Origin of the sequence: Protofrankia sp. Cas3, from assembly GCF_963555955.1 — a bacterium.
Classification (GTDB): domain Bacteria; phylum Actinomycetota; class Actinomycetes; order Frankiales; family Frankiaceae; genus Protofrankia.
This window is the reverse complement of the sequence record NZ_CAUVXP010000056.1, coordinates 1-19,354: the sequence shown is the minus strand read 5'-3', so window position 1 is coordinate 19,354 and position 19,354 is coordinate 1. Positions and strand designations below refer to the sequence as shown.

Sequence of the window (19,354 nt, the reverse complement as noted above, 5' to 3'; positions counted from 1 at the left end):
TCACTCCCCGATCCACTCGGTCAACGTGCGGTGCAACCAGCGGACCTTGGACTCCTGATATTCACTCAGCAGCACGCCAGACCGAAGTGTGGTCTCCAGCCCGAGCTGGACGTTGGCCATGTTGAACGTGTCCTGGTCGAACACCTTGCCGAGCGATGAGAGCCTCGGCTCGGCGCTCCATGGCTCGTCCGCGGCGAGCCAGCGCACGGGCGACGGAGGCGGACGCTGTCCGCGGAAGGGTGACAGCAGCAGCACCTCCATGATGCAGCTACGGTGGTCGTCACCGTTGGGCCGGAAGCGGTAGACGATGCGGTTGAAAGCCCCCCAGGGATGGAAGTTGGGGAACACCGTGTAGTCAATGCTGTCCATCATCTCGGCGTCCGACATGCGGTCGACCTGGTCACCGGCGAGCGGGCGCCACCGCGTCCGGGCCAGCTCGGCGGCGACCGCCCGCATGCGCTCACCCGGCCGCAGCGTGATCGGGCTGGTCTCCCCGTCGCGGACGTCGAGCATCGAGCGCAGCATCTCCTCCTCGCTCGGGACCCAGGTGAGATGCGGGCTGGTAACGCCGCCGGGGGTGATGGCCCGGGCGAAGTTGTCCCAGACGTCGACCTGTGTGAGCAGGTCGCCCTGCCAGGGGAGGATCTGCGGATGGGTGCCCGCGACGTGGTAGGCCTCGCAGAAGGCTTCCTGGGCGACCTTCCAGTTGGCCTGGATGACCTTGGCCACGTGCACCTCGACGTAGGCCGAGCCCAGGTCCCAGTCAGCGAAGTGGGCGATGATCCCACCGAGGAACTCCTCCAGCGGTCCGGCGCCGGGGTCGGGGTTGAGGAACACGAATCCCGCCCAGCTATCCACCCGGACCTGCGGGAGGGTGAGGTCACGGTCCGGCAGCTGGGGGAAGTCCCAGCCGGCCGGCACGTCGGCGAGGTTCCCGTCGAGTCGCCAGGCGAAGCCGTGGAAGGGGCAGCGCAAAAGGCCGTCGCAGTGGCCGTCGTAATCCCTCAGTCGCCTACCACGGTGCAGGCACGCGTTGACGTAGCCCCGGATGGTGCCGTCCGCCTGACGGACCAGCAGGTACGAGCGGCCGGCAATGTCGTACACGACGACGTCCCCGGGCTCGGGGAGGTGCTCCTCCCGACAGGCGAACTGCCACACCCTGGACCACAGCCGCTCTTTCTCACGTTCGTGATAGGCCCGCGAGGTGTAGCGCCGGACGGGGATGTCCTCTGTGCCGAGGCAGGGGTTGTGCTGCAGGCGGAGGACGGCGGGCACCTCATGGGTGTCCTCGTCGAGGAGGCGCTGGTACGGGCCCGACAGTGCCGCCACCTTCTGCTCGGCTTGCGCGAGGGCCTTCACGACAGGTCCTCGATCAAGGCGGTGGGAGTCCCGAGCGCGCTGCGGGCTGCCGCATCCGCGCCGGCGTGGAAGATACGGAAACAGGACAGAACCCACTGGATGAGCACGACTCGTGGGACGCGATCGTCTCGGTCCTGCGGATGCAGCAGCTCGACGGTGCCGGCAATCAGGATCACAGCTCCCCTCTATGCACTTCTGTGTGCTCCCCAATACTAATTGATCGAGCGATTGTTTACTAGGAGGCCGCTGAATAACGGCGTTCGATCCGCGAGCCGGGGTTCCTAGCGGATTGGCGAAGCCGATCTGTTAGGTCCGCGTCCGCGCCCGGCTGGCGAGGCGGAGGAGGCCCGGATAGTGGTGTTCTATCCGGGCCGACGACAACGCAGCCAGGCGGGATGCGGGGGGACGCGAGCCGGACAGGCGTTGTTCAGCGGCCTCCAAGGAGAGGCTGCGCCTCGGCGGTCGCGGCTCGGGCGGCGCGCTGACCGCGACATGTTTGCGGGCTGCCTACGGTGCCGTTTCTGCGGCACCGTAGGCAGCCCGCAGGTCGCGTTTGTTGAGTTTGCCCATCGCGGTGCGCGGCAGGTCGGGCACGAACCTCACCGCACGTGGGCACTTGTAATGAGTCAGCCGGTCCCGGCACCAGGCGACGAGGTCCTCGCCCGCGAACGCGGGATCCCTGGGCACCACGAGCGCCAGCAGCGCCTCGCCAAGATCGGGAGCGGGCACGCCGATGACCGCCACGTCCTGCACGCCCGGGTGCGCCGCCAGCACTGCTTCGGCCTCAGCCGGGTAGACGTTGACCCCGCCAGACACCACGAGGTCAGACGCCCGGTCGGTCAGGTAGAGGTACCCGTCCGCGTCGAGAAGACCGATCTCGCCCATGACGAAGTACCCGTCGCCGACGAAGCTGGCCGCCGTCTTGTCCGGGTCATGCAGGTACCGCGGACCGCCGTCGCGCCCGTTGCGCACGCACACCAGGCCCTCGGCGCCAATCGGAAACTCCTGGCCGTATCCGTCTCGGATACTGACCTCGAACGGCGGCACCGCCCGGCCGACCGAACCTGGATGCGCGAGCCAGTCCGTCGAATCGATCGTCGTGACGGTACCGATCTCGGTAGAGCCGTAGGCTTCCACGACAACCGGGCCCATCCACTCGATCATCGCGCGCTTGACATCGGCCGGACATGGCGCTCCGGTGTGCGCGATCTGGCGCATGCTGCTGACATCGTGTCGGGTGCGCAGGTCGGCGGGCAGCGCCAGTAGCCGGGAGAAATGCGTCGGCACCATGGTCGAACTCGCGATCCGGTACCGGTCGATGGCCCCCAGCGCCGCGGCCGCGTCAAACCGCGGCAGCACAACCATCGGCGTGCCCCCCGCCAGGCAGCGCAGCCCGTGCAGCGGCCCGGTGTGGTGCAATGGTCCCGCGACCAGGTGCGGCCCGAGCTGAGCGACCGCGCTGGCGGCGATGTTCGCCACGTGCTCGGCAACGGTCGCACCGCCGGCAAACATCGCAAGAGCCTGTTCAGCCGCTTTGGGCACTCCGGAGGTACCGGAGGTGTACATGAGCGCCCGCCGTGGCGGCAGGTCGGCAGGCGGCTCGTGCCGCGGGGCGGCGGCGGCGAACTCGGTAAGCGAGTCGACTACTACCGCTGCGGGGGCACCGGCCTGCCTGGCCACGGCCGCGGACTCCGGGCTGGCGAGGATCAGCCTGGCCGCGCTGTCGCGCAGGACGTGACCAGCCTCAGCCGGGCGGAGCTGCCAGTTCACCGGCACCGCCGACGCGCCGGCGTAGATCACGGCCAGGTGCGCGATCGCCGTCTGCGCGCTGTTCTGCGCAAGGATCGCGACCCGCCGGTCCGGGCCGAGGTCCGCGCCGAGCAGCGCGTGGACTACGCGGTTCAGCCAGTCGTTGAGTTCGGCCCAGGTCAGGTTCTCAGTGCCATCCGTTAGCGCCCAGCCGGCCGGATCCGCGCCAGCGCGGTCGGCTATCCCTGCGACCATGCCGTCAGGTCCCGGCGAGGCGGGCGACGACCGGCGCGAAGTCTTCGAGCACCCGTGCGCCGACGGTGACATAGCTGATGCCGTAGCGTTCCCGCCGGGCCACGAGCCGCTCGCATATCTCGTCCACCGACCCCGCGAGGACGTGCGGGTGGTCGGCTAGCGTCTCGGGGGGCAGACCGAGCGCGCCCGACAGGTGCGCCTGCGCCTTCGGGGGGTCGACCCCGACCATGGTGAAATACGCGGCGATCTCAAGTTCCAGACGCTCGAACCGGTCACCGGCACCCTCCCGGACCCAGCCGATCTTGCGATCGGTGGCGTCCGCCGTCGAGCTTCCGACGCCGTCCGAGCCGATGCGGCCTGAGCGGTTGTCGAAGTTCAGGCTGACGATGTCGGCCCGCCTTCCCGCCAGCCGCAGGATGCGCTCGCCACCCCCGCCGACCATGAAGGGCGGGCGCGGTGTCTGCACCGGGGCCGGCACGCCCTGGTAGCCACTCACCTGCACGTGCGTACCCGCCACGGCGATCTGCTCGCCGCCGAAGTGGGCCTCGAGCAGGTCTATGACCTCCTCAAGGCGCTGCAGGCGGACGCCGGGCCGGTCCCAGCGGATGCCCATGGCCCGGTACTCCGCCTCGATCCAGCCCGCGCCGAGCCCGATCTCCAAACGCCCGCCGGACAGGAAGTCGAGGGTGGCCAGCTCCTTGGCCAGCACCGCAGGCAGGTGATAGTCGATGCAGAGCACCCGGCAGCCGATCCGGATGGTATCGGTCGCCGCGGCGGCAACGGCCATGGCGGGGATGGCAGCGAGATCCTGGACCGGGTGGCGGGTCTCCGCCTCCAGGGGGCCTGGCCCGAAGTAGTGATCGGCGAGGTGGAAAGTGGAATAGCCGAGCTGCTCGGCCTCGCGGGCGAGGGTGCGCCACTGCTCAGCGGACGTCGCCTGGTACGCCTGCAGGCCGAACCTGAAGGGTTTTGCTCGACTCACATGGCCCCCACATCGGTCCCTGAGTGTGCCGGTATCCTCCCACCGCCAGTGGGTCTGGTCAATTACTAATCGATTGACTAATATGTTTCTCGGGCCGCGGGCAGCCCGTTGCGCCCGCAGAGGCGAACTGGCTGCTGGCCGGGCCTGAGCGCAGAACACTTCGGTGCCGGGCTACGCCGACAGGCGCGTGCTCGCCGCCAGGAGCCCAACGCCGCGGATCCAGCCACGGCAGACGACCCGATGGAAGGCCGGACATGACTGAGATAGCCATCCCGACGTGCATCGCCGACATCACCCCGGCGTGGCTCACGGCCGCGCTCGGCACCACGCCAGCTCATGTGGTCGACGTCCGCAAGGAGCGGATCGGTGTCGGCATCGGGCTCATGGCGGACGAGTGGCGGGTTACCCTCACCTACGACCAGCCCCTGCCGAACCAGTTAGCGTCGGTAGTGGTGAAGCTGGCCGCCTCGGCCGAGGAGAACCGGGCCATCGCGCACGAACGCAACCTCTACGAATCCGAGGTGCGCTTCTACCGGGAACTGGCGGCCCAGACCAGGACGCGAGTGCCCCGATGCTTCCACGCCCGCAAGGCCCGCGACGGCGCCGACTTCGTCATCGTCATGGAGGACCTGAGCGCCCTGGGGATGGTCGATCAGCTCGACGGCCTGAGCCTGGTGCAGGCGGAGCAGGCCGTGACTGCCCTTGCTGACCTCCACGCCTCCTGGTGGGGGAAGGTGTCGACGCCGGAACTCGACTGGATCCCGGGCATCGTGCACCCGCGGATGAAGATGATGGCAGACCTGTGGCCGCAGCTGTGGCCCGTGTTCGTGCAGCGCTTCGGGACGGACCTGCCCGACGGCGGCGAGGCACTCGGCGAGGAGGTTCGCGACCGCTACTGGCCGTTCATGCAGCAACTGGCGGATGAGCCCTGGACCATCCTGCACATCGACTACCGCTGCGAGAACCTGATGTTCCAACCAGACGGAACCGGCCTCGTTGTGCTCGACTGGCAGTCGATCGGCCGCGGGCCAGGAGCATACGACCTGGCCTATCTGCTCGGCGGCAGCCTCACGGCCGAGGTGCGCGCCGCCCACGAAGAGGCCCTGGTTGAGCACTATCATCGTGAGCTGGTCAAAGGCGGGGTCCAGGACTACCCGCTCGACCGGCTGTGGGCGGCATACCGGCTTGCCCACCGCGTCGCCGGCACGGCGACGGCTGTGCTCGTCGGCGCGGGAACTGACCTCGGCAACGAGCGTGGCGTCAAGCTCGTGCGCACGATGGCTAACCGGCACTTCTCTGCTGCCGTCGACGCCGCCCGCGTGGCCTCATCCCGGGACGCCCTGGCGTCCAGCTGACCGGCGGGCGGGTAAGAGCGCCCGACAACAGGGGTGTGGATCAAGGAACAGGGCTGGGGTGCGTGGATCGCGAGGTGCGTGCCCCAGCCCCGCGACGTGGCCGATGCGCGGCGCCGAGCCGCAGGCAGTTCGGAAGGGGACAGTCGGATGGCAACGCTGTTGGTCCACATCCGGGTACGTCCAGGGGCCGAGGAGCGCTTCGAACAGATCGCAAGCGAGCTTCACGCCGCGACTCACAGCCGCGAGCATGACGTCCGCCGCTACGAGTACTGGCGGGGCGAGGAGCCGGGGACGTACTACACGCTCGAATCTTTCGACAGGTTCGCAGGATTCCTCGCCCACGAGACCAGTCCGCACCATGAGGAAGCCAGGCCAGCTCTGCGCGACGTGCTGGAAGCGGTCCGGCTCGAGTGGGTAGACCCGATCGGCGGGGCATCACCGCTGACGCCCACCGACATGCCGCCCCCGCAGCCGGACGCCACCGAACTCGAACGTGCGCTCTCGGAGCGCCTGGCAGCGCAGGTCCAGGACTGGTGGCTCCCGCTGCGAACGTCAGACGTCGCCAGCCGGGGCGGCGGTCCGGCACAGTGAGCCAGTGCGAAAGGCGAGGCGAGGCGAGGCGATGACGGCATCGATTGAAGGACGCAAGGCCATCGTGACCGGGGCCGCCCAAGGACTCGGACTGGCCTACGCCCTGGCCCTGGCCCGGGCAGGCGCCCACGTTGCCGTGTGCGACTCCGACGCATCCGTCGAGGACCTGGCCTCCCACCTGGCGGGCTGCCGCGGCTCCTTCTGGGCGACCGTCGCCGACGTGTCCTCGCCCGACGACGTCCGCCGTTTCGTCGACGGCGCAGCCGAGCGACTCGGCGGTATCGATATTGTCGTGAACAACGCCGCCGTGTGCCTGCCGACCAACCCAGTCAGCGGCTCCTGGGACAAGGCCGTCGACGACTGCGACCGCACCCTCGGTACCAATATCCGCGGCGCGTACCTCGTCGGCCGGGCCGCGATCCCCTACCTCGTGCGCCAGGGCGGTGACATCGTCAACGTGACCACCGACCACATCCATACCTGCGGCTGGCCCGAGGCGCTGGACCACGCCGACGCTCCTGCCTGTCCATGGGCCAGCACCCCTCGGCCGCCCGGCGGCGGCACGGCATTCGACCTCTACGACGCATCGAAGTGGGCTCTCAACGGCCTGACTCACGCCTGGGCACAGGCGTTGCGCCCGCAGGGGGTCCGCGTGAACTCATTCGGCATGGGAGCGACAGACACCCCGATGTACCGGAGGTTCCTCGGCGACCGCCCGCCGGCGCCCGGGCTGATGGCAGCCGGGGACGTCGCCGCCGTCCTGCTCGACCTACTCGCCGAAGGCCCGGAGGGGCGGACGGGCGACAGCATCCAGCTATGGGTCGGCCATCCGTGCATCCTGCCGCCGGTAGCCACCCTTCCCGCGGTCGTAGCCTGAGGGCCGTGACGCACGTACGGCTCGGAACGCTCCCGTCACTCACCAGGTAGAACCCCCGCCGGACAGCAGCGGGAAGGCGCTACCGGGGCTCTACTGTTCGCTTCGAAGGTTGCGGACGGGACACATCAGACCGGGCGTACCGGCGAACTTTCGGTCCACCGTCACCAGCTCGGCGCCCAACACCTCCGCCAGCGCGACGTATGCAGCGTCATACGGCCACATGTTGTGCCGAAGCGCCCAGATCCGCGGAAACAGCGGCACATGGTCGAAACGCCTCAGCGGCATGCGACCGAGCAGATCCAGAGCACGTGCCCCCTCGTCCGCAGGCAGCTTCCCCCCGCGCACCAGGCCTCGCAACGTCGAGGCGCATTCGAGATCGACGGCATGCGGTGCGGCCAGCCGCTCACCGAAAGCGACCACACGCACCTTCTCCGCAACAGTGTCCGAACCAACCAGGAACTCGACCAGGGCGGAGGTGTCCAGAACAATCACGCGTGGGAATCGCGCATCTCGGCGACAGCGTCCACCACGTCGGCGACGGTCACCGCGCCCCGTGCCGCGATGGAACGCGCCTGCTCGGCGGCCTCCTCAGCGGTCAGCATGACCGCCTCCCCCTCCAGCAGCTGACGGACATAGGCCTGCAGCGACTGCCCGGCTCGGACAGCCCGCACCTTCAGGACGGTGACGGTCTCCTCGGAGACCTCGCGCACATGAATGGTAGCCATGCAAGCATCCTAGTCCCACAGCCAGCACCTCACCTGAACAGTCTCAACCTGGGCGCCACCCACGTGAAGATCCGACCGGAAAACCCCGACCGCGGCGTTGCCTCCCAACCCCCGGCCCCGAAACTCGCCCTCGCTTATAAACCGGCGGCCACACTGGGCCACCCGCGAGGGTCCAGATCTTGGTGTTTCGGTAAGTACAGCGGTCCGCGGTTGGTCGAGTATCCAATAGATTCGCCGTCTCGACATCGACGGCGGTACCGGCCCCACCACCGGAACGATCCCCGTCACAGCAGGAGGAAACATGAGCGATGCCCCCGAACTCATCCGCCGTTACTTCGAGCTCGCGCCACAGTCCGACGCCGACGCCTACTTCGCCCAGTTCACCGACGACGCTCTCGTCGAGGACGAGGGCCGGGAACGTCGAGGCATCCCCGCCATTCGTGCCTGGCGCACCGAGGTCCCGCTCGTCGCGTACACCATCCACGAAATCCACCAGACCGAAACCGGGCACGACGCGGACGTAGACATCGCCGGTGACTTCCCCGGCAGCCCCGTGCACCTCACATTCCACTTCCAGTTCGCGGCCGACGGCCGCATCACCGTCCTCACCATCCGCCCCTGACGACATCAGCACGACAAAGACCACGCACGCCTTTCGTACACGGGTCTGATCCGGTGCGTGCGGGTCGGGCACGAGACGGAGGTTGTCAACCGCAGTGTTGAATGATCCGTCGCCGGGGGCGATAGCGGCGGTCGTTGTCAGGCCGCCGTCTCCAGGCGAGGACAGGGAAATCGGACTGGTCGTCGCGTTCCTCGACCAGCGCGAACAGGCGTGGCGCCATAGCGGCGACGAGCTCCTCCAGCACACTCGCCCCGTCCTGCCTGGCGATGACCCATCCCAGCCCGACCGGTCCGTCAAAGGAGGCACCGCCGGTACGCTGGTCGTCGATGGTCATGGTTGCCTTCCTGGCGCCATGGTGTGCACGCTGTCGGGAGTCGCCGCGGGGACGGGTTGCTCCTGCCCGGCGGAGGACCGCGAGCGGGATCTGGCTGTGCGCCACCGCGACCGGGTCGTCGTCCACGTAGGTGACCTGATCACCCGGTCTGGGCCTGGTACCGAAAGCAGCAGGATGGCGCATTGCGCAGGCGGTCCTCGTCATCGGGACGGTCCTCGCTGAGGGTAGGCGAAAGGAACCGTTCCACCATCGTCCCGACCGTAACGGGGGTCATTCCCCCCGCCGCGAAGAATCCATTCGTCCCGCCTCAACCTCCTGACCTGCAACGACTCCCAGGCTCCGATGAGTTGGTTCGCATGACGAAACCCGCGCTGCCCGACGGAACCAGACCGCACTGCGATCGACGAGGTGGCGTCCAACGGCCAGCAGAGCTACGGGTATCCGCCGCGCCTTGGCCCAGGCAATGCGTGAACTCGGCCCGGCCCGGACTCGTGCCTGTAGTTGACCATCGCAGCCGATTTCACCCCGCCTGACCAGCACCTCAATCCGACGTCGGCACGCCGACTCCCCCTCGCCGGATTGCCCGAACGGAGGCGGGTAGTCCGGGGGCGCCATCGAGGTTCAGGCGCCGCCGAGCAGCAATCGTTTGGCGGAGGTGAACTCCGCCTCGGAGAGGCTGCCGGTGGCGTGCAGGGCGGCAAGATGCTCGAGTTCCGAGACGAGGCGGGGTGCCGCGTCCTGGGGTGTGGTCCCGACGGTGGCATCATCCGGCCCCAGGATCACCTCGATCTGGGAGGGGTCCTCCGGCAGGTAGCGGACCTGGACCGCGCCACCACGGCGCGGAAGCTCATACCGCGGGAAGGTCCGAGTGACCGATGCGGTGGCCGGGCTGCCATCGGCGCGGGTATAGCTCACGGTCACCGTCAACCGAGGCTGGTCGTTGACGGTCACGCCGGTATCGGCGATCTGGATGATCCGGCCGACCGCGATCATGCCCCGCTCCCGCAGCCGCTGTCGGTCAGCCTCGTATCGCAGTTGTCGGCGGCTTTTACGACGTCGGGAACGTAGCGCCAGCGGGACGGCGGCCAGCGCCGCGACGGCGCTCAGCACGATGGGGACCAGCAGCCACGGACTCTCCGGACTCTCACTCTCCGAGCTGATCTCACGTCGTATGCACACCAGGGCGACGACGACGCCAGCGGAGACGACAAAGCCCAGCGGGGCGCCGCGCCTATGCGTCCAGGCACGCAGGGCGACGGCCACACAGGCGATGCCGAAGATCCAGGCGCCGCCGAAGCCCAGGAAGAAGTAACCCGCATCCGATCCGGTGCACGCTCGCTGTTCCATGTCCCCGCAGCTGCCGCGGCTGGAGGACCGCGGAAAGTAGGTGCCGATAAGCCAGGCGCCCGTGAGAGCAACCACGGTGGGCAGCAACCAGCCGAACAGCGCGTTACCGCAGCCCAAAGCTCGGCCGGGATGCGTGCTTTCGCCGCCTGGCGCGGAGTTTCCGACCGTCACCTCGCAAATCGTACAGATCCAAATCTTTTTTGGACCTCTGCCTCGCCTCGCCTCGCCTCGCCCGATGCGGCCTTCTATAGCGCGGTCCCCGGCGATCCTGCGGCGCTGTCCAACACGATGCACGGATGACAAAATCGTCCGCCTTTAGAGGCTCTTCGCAGCCCGCCGGAAAGTGTAGTCAAACAAGCGTGGAGAGTAGTAACCCACGGCTCGTCCGTACAGCTTGGTCGCCACGTTCGCCTAGGTCGGAGCGCTTGCGGGCCGGTCTCTCGGGCCTGCACCAGCCGCACCAGCCGCAGCAGCCGGTCGCCGCCTGCCGCGACACCCAAGCAGCACCCGGGGCAAGCCACATCGAGACCACGCCGCCGCCGTCAGGTAGAGATCGCACGACAATCGGCGGTCGCCGTGCTCGGCGCGTTTGTTGGCAGGCCGAAGCTTCGGGTGCTGTGGTCACTCGGCTCTTCTCCGCGCCCGCATCCGCAAGGTCTATCGAGGATATCTACGGAGCGTGTTTCCCTGCCGCTGTTCGGGGGTTGACGCGGACGCCGCCGACTGCGTCGCGTCCCATACGTCGCTGGCGATGGTGGCCCACAGATGTTGGGGGAACTCGTGTCCCATATCGGGGTAAGTGATCAGCCGGGCTGCGGGAATCGTTCCGGCGAGGGTGTGGGCGGCACGGATGCGAATCCATGGGTCATCCTGGCCGTGGATCACCAGGGTAGGCACCCGCAGCCGCCGTAGCTGAGCCCGGAGGTCGCCGCCGGTGCGGGCTGCGGCGAGTTGACGGTGGGTCGCGCCCGGGTCGTGGTCGCGGTCCCAGGACTCCTCGGCGGTCGCGCGTACCCAGGCGTCGTCGATCGGGTGCCGCCGCGAGCACATGATCAGATAGGTGTCCGCCAACCGTTGCACGCCGCCTTCCCGGGTGTCGTCGTACCGTTTGCGGGCCAACCGCAGCAATGTGCCGACCTTTAGGTTGCGTAGGTTGCTGATCGGGCCGCCGGTCCCGCCGGCCATCGCGGAGACGAGGCTGCGGACACGGGATGGATGCCAGATCGCCACCATCTGGGCAAGCGTCGCACCCAGCGACTCACCGAGCAGATGGGCGGAGTCCCAGCCCAGGGCGTCCATGACGGCGACCGCGTCATCGACCATGTCGTCCATCCGGTAGGCCGGACCACCTCCGCGCCCCAGCAGTGTCCGGACGGTCGTGCGAGGCGGTGCGGTGCGGTACGGGGCGGTGCGGTGCGGTGCGGTGAAGTGGGTCGACAGTCCCGCATCGCGGTTGTCGAAGCGCGCAACGGCGAACCCCCGCTCCGCGAGCTCCCGGCAGAACTCGTCCGGCCACCAGATCATCTGAAACGTCAAGCCCATGACCAGCAGCAGCGGCTCCCCGTCGGGCCGTCCGAACGTCTCGTAGGCGATGCACACCTCGCCGCCGGGACAGGCCACGTCGAGATCACAGTCCTGCGCCAACCTGTGAGTGAGGCGTGCGGCGAGGTCCTTGCGGTTCCCCACACCCGCGCGGGTCGCACCATGTCTGGTAGCGTCACCGTGTCCGCGAACCGGCCTGAGGAGGTGAGACCCATTACCGCTGTATCCGGCTGGGTGCTCCCCTCTTGCTGCGGGGCGGTTCATCTCACATAGGTGGCCGTCGGGAGCGCCCCCAGGCATCCCGAAAGGCAACGAACCTATGTACTTCAGCTCAGAGGCGACCTCGTCCGGCGTCTCGGAACGACTGTTCACCCTTGACGGCATCCCCGGTGTGCTCTGGTCCCCGGTTGATGCCATCGGACCCCGCCCCCTGATGCTGCTCGGCCACGGAGGCGGTCAGCACAAAACCGCCCCGGGGGTGCTGGCCCGCGCCCACCGCTACGCGGCACATTTCGGTTTCGCGGTGGTCGCGATCGACGCACCCGGGCACGGCGACCGGCCACGAACCGCGTACGACGAGCGGTTCAGCGCGGAACTGCGGCAGAAGATGGCGGCCGGCGAGCCCGTCGGCGCGCTGATCGCCCAGGACAACGCCACCCGTGCCACCCAGGCCGTTCCCGAGTGGCAGGCCACCCTGGACGCTCTCCAGGACCTCGACTGCGTCGGGGCGGGCGGACCCGTGGGGTACTGGGGGGTGTCACTGGGCAGCATGATCGGTATGCCGTTCGTCGCCGCCGAACCCAGGATCACCGCCGCTGTCTTCGGTCTCGTCGGCTACGACACCCTCACCGACCCCGCGGCCCGCATCACCATCCCGGTGCAGTTCCTGTTCCAGTGGGACGACGAGATCGTGCCGCGCGCGGCCGGCCTCGCGCTGTTCGACGCCATCGCCTCCCCCGAGAAAACGCTGCACGCCAACTCCGGCCGCCACGTCGACCTACCCAGGTTCGAAATGGACAGCGACGAACGCTTCTTCGCTCGCCACCTCGTCGGCGGCACCGCCTCGACAACGGTCGCGTAGCGGGCCAGCCTGGCCAGGACGCAATGCCCTGGCCAGGCTCCGCCTGCTGCCTCACGACGCGGCCCGCGCCAGCCAAGGCTACGAGCGCGACGCCGTCCACGTGGCGGACCCGCCGGGCTGCGCGGGGTGCGGATCGGCGGAAACAGTACGCGTAACGTCCCGCGCAGGCTGAACTCCCAGCTCCACGGGAAGCCACGCCGACACCATCACAACGGGAAACTGCTCAAATAGGTCCTACCCCGCTGGTCATGTAGTGCTCAAATACGAAGCCAACTGCTCATCTACCTGCGATCCCTACAAACCTGTTCGGTGGCCCGTCCGCCCTCTCCTCCATCCGGTGGGGAAATGACATGGTCTCCGCCACGTACATGGACGGGCAGACGGTCGACTACGGACCCGAGCAGACCGTCAAGGTCTGGCGGGAGATCCACCCGCCGCACTGAGTTCCCCGTCTTCGCGGCCGTGGGGCAACCCAGGGAAAAGAACACGGTCGTCTAGCGAAGGGCAGAATGGAGGACCGCCGGCCCGTCGACCCGCTGAAAATCATCAAGGTGGCGCAGTGCTACCGGTACCAGAGCTGCGAGCACCCCGGCTGGGATGCCAGCGAAGCCGCGGCGTTCACCCGCAGTCTGATCAACCTCGCGATCAGCGGCCTGCCCGGTCCGTCACACCGCGACCGCCAGCGATCGAATGGAGGAGGCGCGCAGGTCGCTGGGGCTGTCGCACCGGTACTACGAGCACTTCGCGGCGGAAGAGACCCTCCTCGCACGTACCGACGCCACCATCGACGAGGTTCGGAGCCTCCTCGACGAGCTGTGGCCCGTCAAGGATGACGCTCCCACGCTCACCCGTCAGCGGGGCGACGAACGGGGTGACACCGTCGTGAGCCTCTTCGAGAAGGAGTCCGCAAGGGTCGGTAGCACCGCCTACGCGGCGGAACGCGCGGTGACCGACTACGTCGACCACTACGCCACGATCAGACCAAGCGGCGCGCTGAAGGGCAATGAACTGGGGGCTCGCGGCGCCCGGCTGCTCGACGGCGCCGACGACGAGGTCAAGGCCCAGGCCCAGGCCAAGGACAAGGCCCACCGAAAGCTGATGCTGCTGGTCCGCCGGTGAATGGAATGCTGGCCTGCTGGTGTGAAAAGCTAATATCTCCGGAGTTCCTCACCAACCAAATCTGGATCTTGTAGCAGTGTCCGGAGCCCACCGAGGTCCGTCCGCTGAGCGCCGGGAACGCCGCCGGCCACCGGATGCGCAAGGGCACCAGGCAGATCCGGAACGGGTCCGCGACCCCGTCGACCCAGCCCGGGGCCGCCGCCGACCTCACCTGACTCCGTGTCATGCCGATCGCCGACGCCCTCGTTCTCCCACGAGACCGACCGGGTCTCCCCGCCCGGCGATGCCGGCCCGGACAGTCGGGCCGGAAAGTTGGACCGCCGAAACCACGGGTACCGGAACGGGTGGCCGACAGGTCCTACAGGGGAAATTCACCGGCGGTGAAAGCGGCCTTCGACTGGAGTTTGTTCAGCTTCTTGGTGCCCTCCGGGTTCGTCCTGGCCAGGAGAGTGGTCCACCAGTCGATGAAATCCTTGTCGTAGTAGGGACCCGGCGTGAATGACTTCACCGGGCTGGTTCCGGTTTGGAGACCGTACCACTGATCGACGACGAAGCAGGTGTCGCCCCACTGATGAAAGTCACCCTCGGTCACGTCGGTATCCCTTTCGGGGTGACGCTTGACGTTCCGGTTCACGACAGTGAACACGTGCTTGGCGTCCTGCTGTCCTTCAATACCGTAAACCTCGACCTGCGTCCCCGGCGGCAGCAAGGCAGACTGGGAACGCAGGCGGCCGGTGAACGTGCGGGTCACCAGAATACCGGTCACCACCCATGCGAAGTCGTTGCACACACCGTAGAAGGACTTCGCGTTGATGAACATCGCCACGCCGTCGCCGATGTATCCGGCCCGGTTGTTCGTTTCCGGGAAATAGGTACAGGAATTCATTGCCATCGGTTTCCCGGTCGGCTTCCAGCCCGGCGGCTTCCATTCGATCTTTGTCTTCCGCTGCCCTTCCGGAGCCAGTTCCAGGAGATCCGCGAACGCGTTGTCGATGAACACCTTACCGGGCGTCCCTAACGTCGAATTCTGGATGAACGCGTGCACCTGGTCCATCACCACGGGCCACACAGGTGCTTCCGCAAAGCTCTCTGCCACAGGTTCCCCCTTATCAGCGGATCAGTCCGTCGGGAGGCACTGTAGCAGCACCCAGCGACCCATCGTGGGCGATTGGTGACAAAGGCAGCCGACCCGGCTGCACCGCCGCAGTCGCGCCGGCTTGTCGACGCCACGGCACGGCCATCCCGCGTTGTGGCGCACTCCCGGCGTCGGCTGATCACTGTAGGGCGCCGCGTGGGACGAACGGAGTGTTTCCGCTTTTCTGGACACCTTTTTAGGCTGCCAGCTGGCTGATATGTCTGGGCGGGTTCAAACGGTCGTAGCGACGCTCCGATAGGATGATCTCGGCTAACGACCGGTCGGAGTCGAGCGCCAATCTTACCGCCTCGTCTTTGTACTCCTGCGTGTACTTCCGGGGAGTCGACCCCATGACGGCCCTTCCATTCAGACAGTGACCTTCAGGTCTGCTGTCCACGGAAACGGGATCGCTTCAATCCGTGGGGCGGTCCGTTGGGTGGTCTCCGCCGGCCCGAGCCTGCCGGGGTCCCGCCCGCCCTGGGGCGGTAGGTACATCCCAGCTGATGACATCGCTGTGAAAGGGCGCCGGCGAGTTCGACGAGCTGCGCCAGCTCGACGAGCTGACCAGCCTCGTCTCGTCGCGCGCCGGGTCGACCTACCTCGCCGAGGGCTACACCGGGTGCGCGGGAACGCGGGGTCAGTCACCCCCTCTGCCGGCCCGACGGCGCAGGTAGGTGGACAGGCCCACGGCGACGGCAAGGGCCGCGCCGTTGAAGACCGGGTTCACCCAGTCGGACGCGCCGGCCAGGGTGAGACCGCTGACGCTGACCGCGACGAGGGCAACGCCGAACACGGTGCCGAACACGTTGAACCGGCCGGGGCGGATCGCGGTCGCGCCGAGGAACACCGCCGCGAGCGCCGGGAACAGCATCGTGGTGCCGTTGTCGGCGGTGGCGCCGGCGGTGCGGGCCGTCAGCACGACCCCGCCGACGCCGGCGATGAGACCGGCGCCCACGAAGGCCAGCAGCGGGTAGCCGCGGGTGCTGATGCCGATGAGGCGCGCCGCCCGTGGGTTCTCCCCGATCGCATACAGGGAGCGGCCGTACGGCGTCTGGCCGAGCACGTACCACAGCGCCACCGCGATGCAGGCGACGAGATAGGCGGGCTGTGGGATCCCCAGCCAGGTCGTGGAGCCGAAGTCGATCAGGCTGGGTGAGATGTTGTTGCTGATCGCCCGGCCGTGCGTGTACCACTGGATGAAGCCGCCGAGGATCGTCGCGGTGGCCAGCGTCGAGACGAACGCGTTCATCCGCAGCAGGGCGACGGCGACGCCGTTGACCAGCCCGATGCCGAGGCCGGCGGCGAGGGCCACGGCGACGGCCAGCGCGAGTGGGGCGTGGTGGTTCTGCATCAGCCCGCCGCACAGCACCGACGCGGTGGCGGCCGTGGCACCGACCGAGAAGTCGAAGTGCCCGGCCACAAGGGGAACCAGGGTCGCGAGGGCGAGTAGCAGCGTCACCGTCTGGTTCGCGGTAAGGATCCGCAGGTTGGCCGCCGTCGGGAACGTGGCGGAGCTGGCGGGCAGGAAACAGAAGAACAGCGCGACGGCCACGAGCAGCCCGACCAGCGCGTACCGCTCGGCGGCGGCCGCGAACGCGCGGCCGGCGGCCGGCCGCGGTGGCGTGACCGTGACGGCCTGGTCCGCCGCTGGCGGCGCGCCGGGCGGTTGCGGTGAAGGCGCGGGTGCGGGCTCTGCCGCCGCTGGCGGCGCGGCGGCTTCGCCGTTCTCGTCCAGGGTGGACGTCATGACGGGATGGCTTCCTTCTGGGTGAGCGCTGTGAGGAGGTCGGCGGTGAGGCCCTCAGCGGGGATGGCCATAGCGGCGCGACCGGCCTGCAGGACGACCACGCGGTCACACAGCTGCGCGAGTTCGTCGAAGTCGGAGGAGGCGATGAGGACGGCGCAGCCGCCGCCGGCGCTGTCACGGACCGCGCGGTAGATATCGGCGCGCGCGACGACGTCAACGCCCTGGGTGGGCTCGTCGAGCAGCAGCAGGGATGGCGTGCGGCGCAGCCAGCGCGCGAGCACGACCTTCTGCTGGTTGCCGCCGGACAGGGCCGCGAGCGGTGTCTCGACCGACGGCGTCCTGACTCGGAACGCGGCTGCCAGCGCCCGGGTGTCGCGCCGTTCACGGCCGACGCGCATCCAGCCGCGGTAGTACCGCCGCAGTACCGACAGCGACGCGTTCTCGCGGACCGTCATCCCGGTCAGCACCGCGTCGCCGAGGCGGTCCTGGGGTACCAGCGCCACGCCGCTCGCCATCATCGCCCGGGTCGAGTGGCCGGTGACGTCCCTGCCGGCGAGCTGGACCTGGCCGGCCACCGGCCGGCGAAGCCCGAACACTGTGCCCAGAGCGGTCGAGCGCCCGGAGCCGAGCAGGCCGGCGAGCCCGACGATCTCGCCCGCGTCGATGGACAGGTCGAGGCCGGTGAGGGGGCCGGCGACCAGGCCGCGGGTGACCAGCACGGGCTCGGTCGCCGCGACCGCGGGAGGCTCCGGCCGCCGGGATGGGGCCCGCGACTCGCGGCGCGGCTGGCCGGCCATGGCCTCGACTAGTTCCTGTTCGGTCGGGCGCGCCGCTGTCAGGCTCGCCACGAGGTGGCCGTCGCGGAAGACGGTGAAGTCGTCGGCGACCTCGAGTACCTCGCGCATGCGGTGGCTGACGAGGACGATCGTCTGCCCGGCCGCGGCGCGCCTGCGCAGCGCCGCCATCAGCGTGTGCGACTCCGCGTCGGGCAGGCTCGCGGTCGGCTCGTCGAGCAGCAACACACAGGTGTCGTCTTCCTGGTCCTGCAGCGCCCGCGCGATCGCGACCAGCGTCTTGGTCGCCGGCCGTAGTGCTCCGACGGGAGTGTTCGACGCCGCGGGGATCTCGAACCGGTCGAGCAGAGTCGTGACGCGGGCGCGCAGTGTGCGCCACCGGATCTGGCCCGCCAGGGTGGGGAACCCGGATCCGAGGGCGATGTTCTCGGCGACGGTCAGGCCGTCGAACAGGCCCAGATCCTGATGGACGAACCGGAGCCCGAGCTGGTGGGCGCGCCGCGCGGTCAGCTGCGTGGCCGGGACGTGCGCGCTACCGACGATGACCGTGCCGGCGTCGGCCGAGCAGACGCCGGCGAGGCACTTGAGCAGGGTCGACTTGCCGGAGCCGTTGCCGCCGAGCAGTGCGTGGACGGTGCCCTGGCGGACGCGCAGCGACGCGTCCGCCAGGGCGGTCGTGGCGCCGAACCGCTTGGAGACGGCCAGCGCCTCCAGGACGGTCGGCGCCTGCGGTGCGATCGCAGTCACCCGCGCGACCAGTCCTTCCGATAGGCGGACTGGTAGTCGATCGTCGGGGAGTAGGCGAACGACGCTCCCTGCGCGGGCAGGTTGTGGGTCGAGTCGATCACCTGGAGGCCGACGCCGGCCGGTAGGACCGGCTGGTGGGCGAGCACCCGGGCCAGGGCGTCGACGCCGGCCCAGCCGATCCAGGGGGCGCTGAAGCCGACGGTGGCGTCCTCGCCGTTGCCCTTGCGGATCAGGTCCAGGTTGCCCTGCTCACCGAAGTTGCCGATGACGGCGAGCTGGTCGGCGCGGCCGGAGGACTGCACGGCCTGCGACAGGCCCGCGAAGAACCAGCCGTCGAGCGGGACGTTCACCGCGTTCGCGGTCGGCGCCTTGAGCAGCGCGGTCGCGAACTTCTGCGGCAGCTGGCCGCCGGCGACGTCCGCGTTGCCAACCTGCAGGGTGTCGAGCACCTTGCAGCCCGCGCAGGTGGCGAGCTCGGCGGTGAAGCCGTCCTGGATCCATCCGCCCCAGATTGAGTCGGTGAATTCCAGGCTGAGGACCTGGGCCTTCCCGCTGGTCCGATCGATGATCCAGTCGGCCTGGAGGGCGCCCATCCGGCGCCACCACTGCTCGGCGGTGACGCCGGCGAGGTTCTGGACGACGGCGCTGTACAGCTTCGTCCCGCCGCTGATGTCGCAGTCGTTGCCGCCGGCGCCGATCGTCGGGATGCCCGCGGCCTTCGCCTCCCGGAGGGCGGCCTGGAAGCTGTCGCAGTCCTGGCCGATGACGATGATTCCGGTGGCCTTGGCGCTGATGCCCTGGCGGATGCAGGCGGACCAGCCCTGCGGGTTGAGCTGGCCGTCGCACAGCTGGGCGGTCCAGCCTGCGGCCTGCGCGGCGTCGACGACGGCCTGGGCCGGGGAGGCGCAGGTGGAGACCGACTGTCCGCAGGAGACCACCCAGGCGAGCGCGCCGGGCTTCGGGGGCACGGCGGCGGTCTGCGCGGTGCCGAGG

18 protein-coding genes and 2 pseudogenes are annotated in these 19,354 nt (G+C 68.8%); 7 read left to right on the top strand and 13 right to left on the bottom strand.

Features of this window, described 5'->3' with window-relative positions:
- From U9983_RS12725 to U9983_RS12710, 4 genes are all read right to left on the bottom strand, one after another.
- A complete protein-coding gene (locus U9983_RS12725) occupies window positions 1–1,359 on the bottom strand; it encodes an aromatic ring-hydroxylating dioxygenase subunit alpha (RefSeq protein ID WP_322754222.1) in 1,359 nt (452 codons plus the stop codon).
- Window positions 1,356–1,535, bottom strand: a complete 180-nt coding sequence (locus tag U9983_RS12720) for a hypothetical protein (RefSeq protein WP_322750364.1) — start codon at window positions 1,533–1,535, stop codon at window positions 1,356–1,358. Before U9983_RS12720 ends, U9983_RS12725 begins: the two co-directional genes overlap by 4 nt.
- Window positions 1,536–1,866: 331 nt before the next feature.
- Complete coding sequence (locus U9983_RS12715; RefSeq protein ID WP_322754221.1) at window positions 1,867–3,363, bottom strand: AMP-binding protein; 1,497 nt, start codon at window positions 3,361–3,363, stop codon at window positions 1,867–1,869.
- A gap of 4 nt (window positions 3,364–3,367) precedes the next feature.
- Window positions 3,368–4,345 (bottom strand): TIGR03621 family F420-dependent LLM class oxidoreductase, encoded by a 978-nt coding sequence (locus tag U9983_RS12710; RefSeq protein ID WP_322754220.1) that lies wholly within the window; start codon window positions 4,343–4,345, stop codon window positions 3,368–3,370.
- Window positions 4,346–4,599: 254 nt separating this feature from the next.
- Here U9983_RS12710 and U9983_RS12705 point away from each other — a divergent pair, with 254 nt between their 5' ends.
- The 3 genes from U9983_RS12705 (at window position 4,600) to U9983_RS12695 (ending at window position 7,168) form a co-directional block, all read left to right on the top strand.
- Window positions 4,600–5,700 (top strand): phosphotransferase, encoded by a 1,101-nt coding sequence (locus tag U9983_RS12705; RefSeq protein ID WP_322754219.1) that lies wholly within the window; start codon window positions 4,600–4,602, stop codon window positions 5,698–5,700.
- Window positions 5,701–5,847: 147 nt separating this feature from the next.
- The gene (locus U9983_RS12700) at window positions 5,848–6,291 is read left to right on the top strand and encodes an antibiotic biosynthesis monooxygenase family protein (protein ID WP_322754218.1); all 444 of its coding nucleotides are present in this window, start codon (window positions 5,848–5,850) and stop codon (window positions 6,289–6,291) included.
- 31 nt (window positions 6,292–6,322) lie between these two features.
- Window positions 6,323–7,168 (top strand): SDR family oxidoreductase, encoded by an 846-nt coding sequence (locus U9983_RS12695; protein WP_322754217.1) that lies wholly within the window; start codon window positions 6,323–6,325, stop codon window positions 7,166–7,168.
- A gap of 90 nt (window positions 7,169–7,258) precedes the next feature.
- On the opposite strand, the gene U9983_RS12690 is transcribed toward U9983_RS12695, so the two are convergent.
- The gene (locus U9983_RS12690) at window positions 7,259–7,660 is read right to left on the bottom strand and encodes a type II toxin-antitoxin system VapC family toxin (RefSeq protein WP_322754216.1); all 402 of its coding nucleotides are present in this window, start codon (window positions 7,658–7,660) and stop codon (window positions 7,259–7,261) included.
- A complete protein-coding gene (locus U9983_RS12685) occupies window positions 7,657–7,893 on the bottom strand; it encodes a FitA-like ribbon-helix-helix domain-containing protein (protein ID WP_322751485.1) in 237 nt (78 codons plus the stop codon). The genes U9983_RS12690 and U9983_RS12685 overlap by 4 nt, the downstream gene beginning before the upstream one ends.
- A gap of 301 nt (window positions 7,894–8,194) precedes the next feature.
- Here U9983_RS12685 and U9983_RS12680 point away from each other — a divergent pair, with 301 nt between their 5' ends.
- Window positions 8,195–8,515: a nuclear transport factor 2 family protein gene (locus U9983_RS12680; RefSeq protein ID WP_322754215.1), complete on the top strand. Its 321-nt coding sequence runs from the start codon at window positions 8,195–8,197 to the stop codon at window positions 8,513–8,515.
- A gap of 85 nt (window positions 8,516–8,600) precedes the next feature.
- Here U9983_RS12680 and U9983_RS12675 read toward each other — a convergent pair whose 3' ends face one another.
- From U9983_RS12675 to U9983_RS12665, 3 genes are all read right to left on the bottom strand, one after another.
- The gene (locus tag U9983_RS12675; RefSeq protein ID WP_322754214.1) at window positions 8,601–9,053 is read right to left on the bottom strand and encodes a hypothetical protein; all 453 of its coding nucleotides are present in this window, start codon (window positions 9,051–9,053) and stop codon (window positions 8,601–8,603) included.
- A gap of 417 nt (window positions 9,054–9,470) precedes the next feature.
- The gene (locus U9983_RS12670; RefSeq protein ID WP_322754213.1) at window positions 9,471–10,367 is read right to left on the bottom strand and encodes a DUF3592 domain-containing protein; all 897 of its coding nucleotides are present in this window, start codon (window positions 10,365–10,367) and stop codon (window positions 9,471–9,473) included.
- Between the two features lie 486 nt (window positions 10,368–10,853).
- Window positions 10,854–11,882 carry an alpha/beta hydrolase gene (locus U9983_RS12665; RefSeq protein ID WP_322754212.1) on the bottom strand — a complete coding sequence of 343 codons (1,029 nt, stop codon included), beginning with the start codon at window positions 11,880–11,882 and terminating at the stop codon, window positions 10,854–10,856.
- 175 nt (window positions 11,883–12,057) lie between these two features.
- Between U9983_RS12665 and U9983_RS12660 the strand changes: the two genes are divergently transcribed.
- Window positions 12,058–12,819, top strand: coding sequence for an alpha/beta fold hydrolase (locus tag U9983_RS12660; RefSeq protein ID WP_322754211.1), 762 nt, complete (start codon window positions 12,058–12,060; stop codon window positions 12,817–12,819).
- 657 nt (window positions 12,820–13,476) lie between these two features.
- Window positions 13,477–13,938: pseudogene (locus U9983_RS12655) on the top strand (DUF932 domain-containing protein); the annotation flags it as partial.
- Window positions 13,939–14,296: 358 nt separating this feature from the next.
- On the opposite strand, the gene U9983_RS12650 reads toward U9983_RS12655, so the two are convergent.
- Window positions 14,297–15,034: a hypothetical protein gene (locus U9983_RS12650; RefSeq protein ID WP_322754210.1), complete on the bottom strand. Its 738-nt coding sequence runs from the start codon at window positions 15,032–15,034 to the stop codon at window positions 14,297–14,299.
- Between the two features lie 563 nt (window positions 15,035–15,597).
- On the opposite strand from U9983_RS12650, the pseudogene U9983_RS27850 reads away from it, so the two are divergent.
- Window positions 15,598–15,747: pseudogene (locus tag U9983_RS27850) on the top strand (4-hydroxybenzoate 3-monooxygenase); the annotation flags it as partial.
- On the opposite strand, the gene U9983_RS12645 reads toward U9983_RS27850, so the two are convergent.
- From U9983_RS12645 to U9983_RS12635, 3 genes are all read right to left on the bottom strand, one after another.
- Window positions 15,711–16,820, bottom strand: coding sequence for an ABC transporter permease (locus tag U9983_RS12645; RefSeq protein ID WP_322754209.1), 1,110 nt, complete (start codon window positions 16,818–16,820; stop codon window positions 15,711–15,713). The pseudogene U9983_RS27850 and the gene U9983_RS12645 sit on opposite strands and share 37 nt — an antisense overlap.
- Complete coding sequence (locus U9983_RS12640) at window positions 16,817–18,361, bottom strand: sugar ABC transporter ATP-binding protein (RefSeq protein ID WP_322754208.1); 1,545 nt, start codon at window positions 18,359–18,361, stop codon at window positions 16,817–16,819. Before U9983_RS12640 ends, U9983_RS12645 begins: the two co-directional genes overlap by 4 nt.
- Window positions 18,358–19,354: sugar ABC transporter substrate-binding protein (locus U9983_RS12635; protein WP_322754207.1), on the bottom strand; the 997-nt coding region annotated here is incomplete at its 5' end. The genes U9983_RS12640 and U9983_RS12635, both read right to left, overlap by 4 nt.

Bases quoted from the DNA above. Each gene is read 5' to 3' on its own strand.
- U9983_RS12700 (WP_322754218.1), top strand. From the start codon at position 5,848: ATGGCAACGCTGTTGGTCCACATCCGGGTACGTCCAGGGGCCGAGGAG.
- U9983_RS12680 (WP_322754215.1), top strand. From the start codon at position 8,195: ATGAGCGATGCCCCCGAACTCATCCGCCGTTACTTCGAGCTCGCGCCA.
- U9983_RS12705 (WP_322754219.1), top strand. From the start codon at position 4,600: ATGACTGAGATAGCCATCCCGACGTGCATCGCCGACATCACCCCGGCG.
- U9983_RS12685 (WP_322751485.1), bottom strand. From the start codon at position 7,893: ATGGCTACCATTCATGTGCGCGAGGTCTCCGAGGAGACCGTCACCGTC.
- U9983_RS12660 (WP_322754211.1), top strand. From the start codon at position 12,058: ATGTACTTCAGCTCAGAGGCGACCTCGTCCGGCGTCTCGGAACGACTG.
- U9983_RS12715 (WP_322754221.1), bottom strand. From the start codon at position 3,363: ATGGTCGCAGGGATAGCCGACCGCGCTGGCGCGGATCCGGCCGGCTGG.
- U9983_RS12675 (WP_322754214.1), bottom strand. From the start codon at position 9,053: ATGACGAGGACCGCCTGCGCAATGCGCCATCCTGCTGCTTTCGGTACC.
- U9983_RS12695 (WP_322754217.1), top strand. From the start codon at position 6,323: ATGACGGCATCGATTGAAGGACGCAAGGCCATCGTGACCGGGGCCGCC.
- U9983_RS12645 (WP_322754209.1), bottom strand. From the start codon at position 16,820: ATGACGTCCACCCTGGACGAGAACGGCGAAGCCGCCGCGCCGCCAGCG.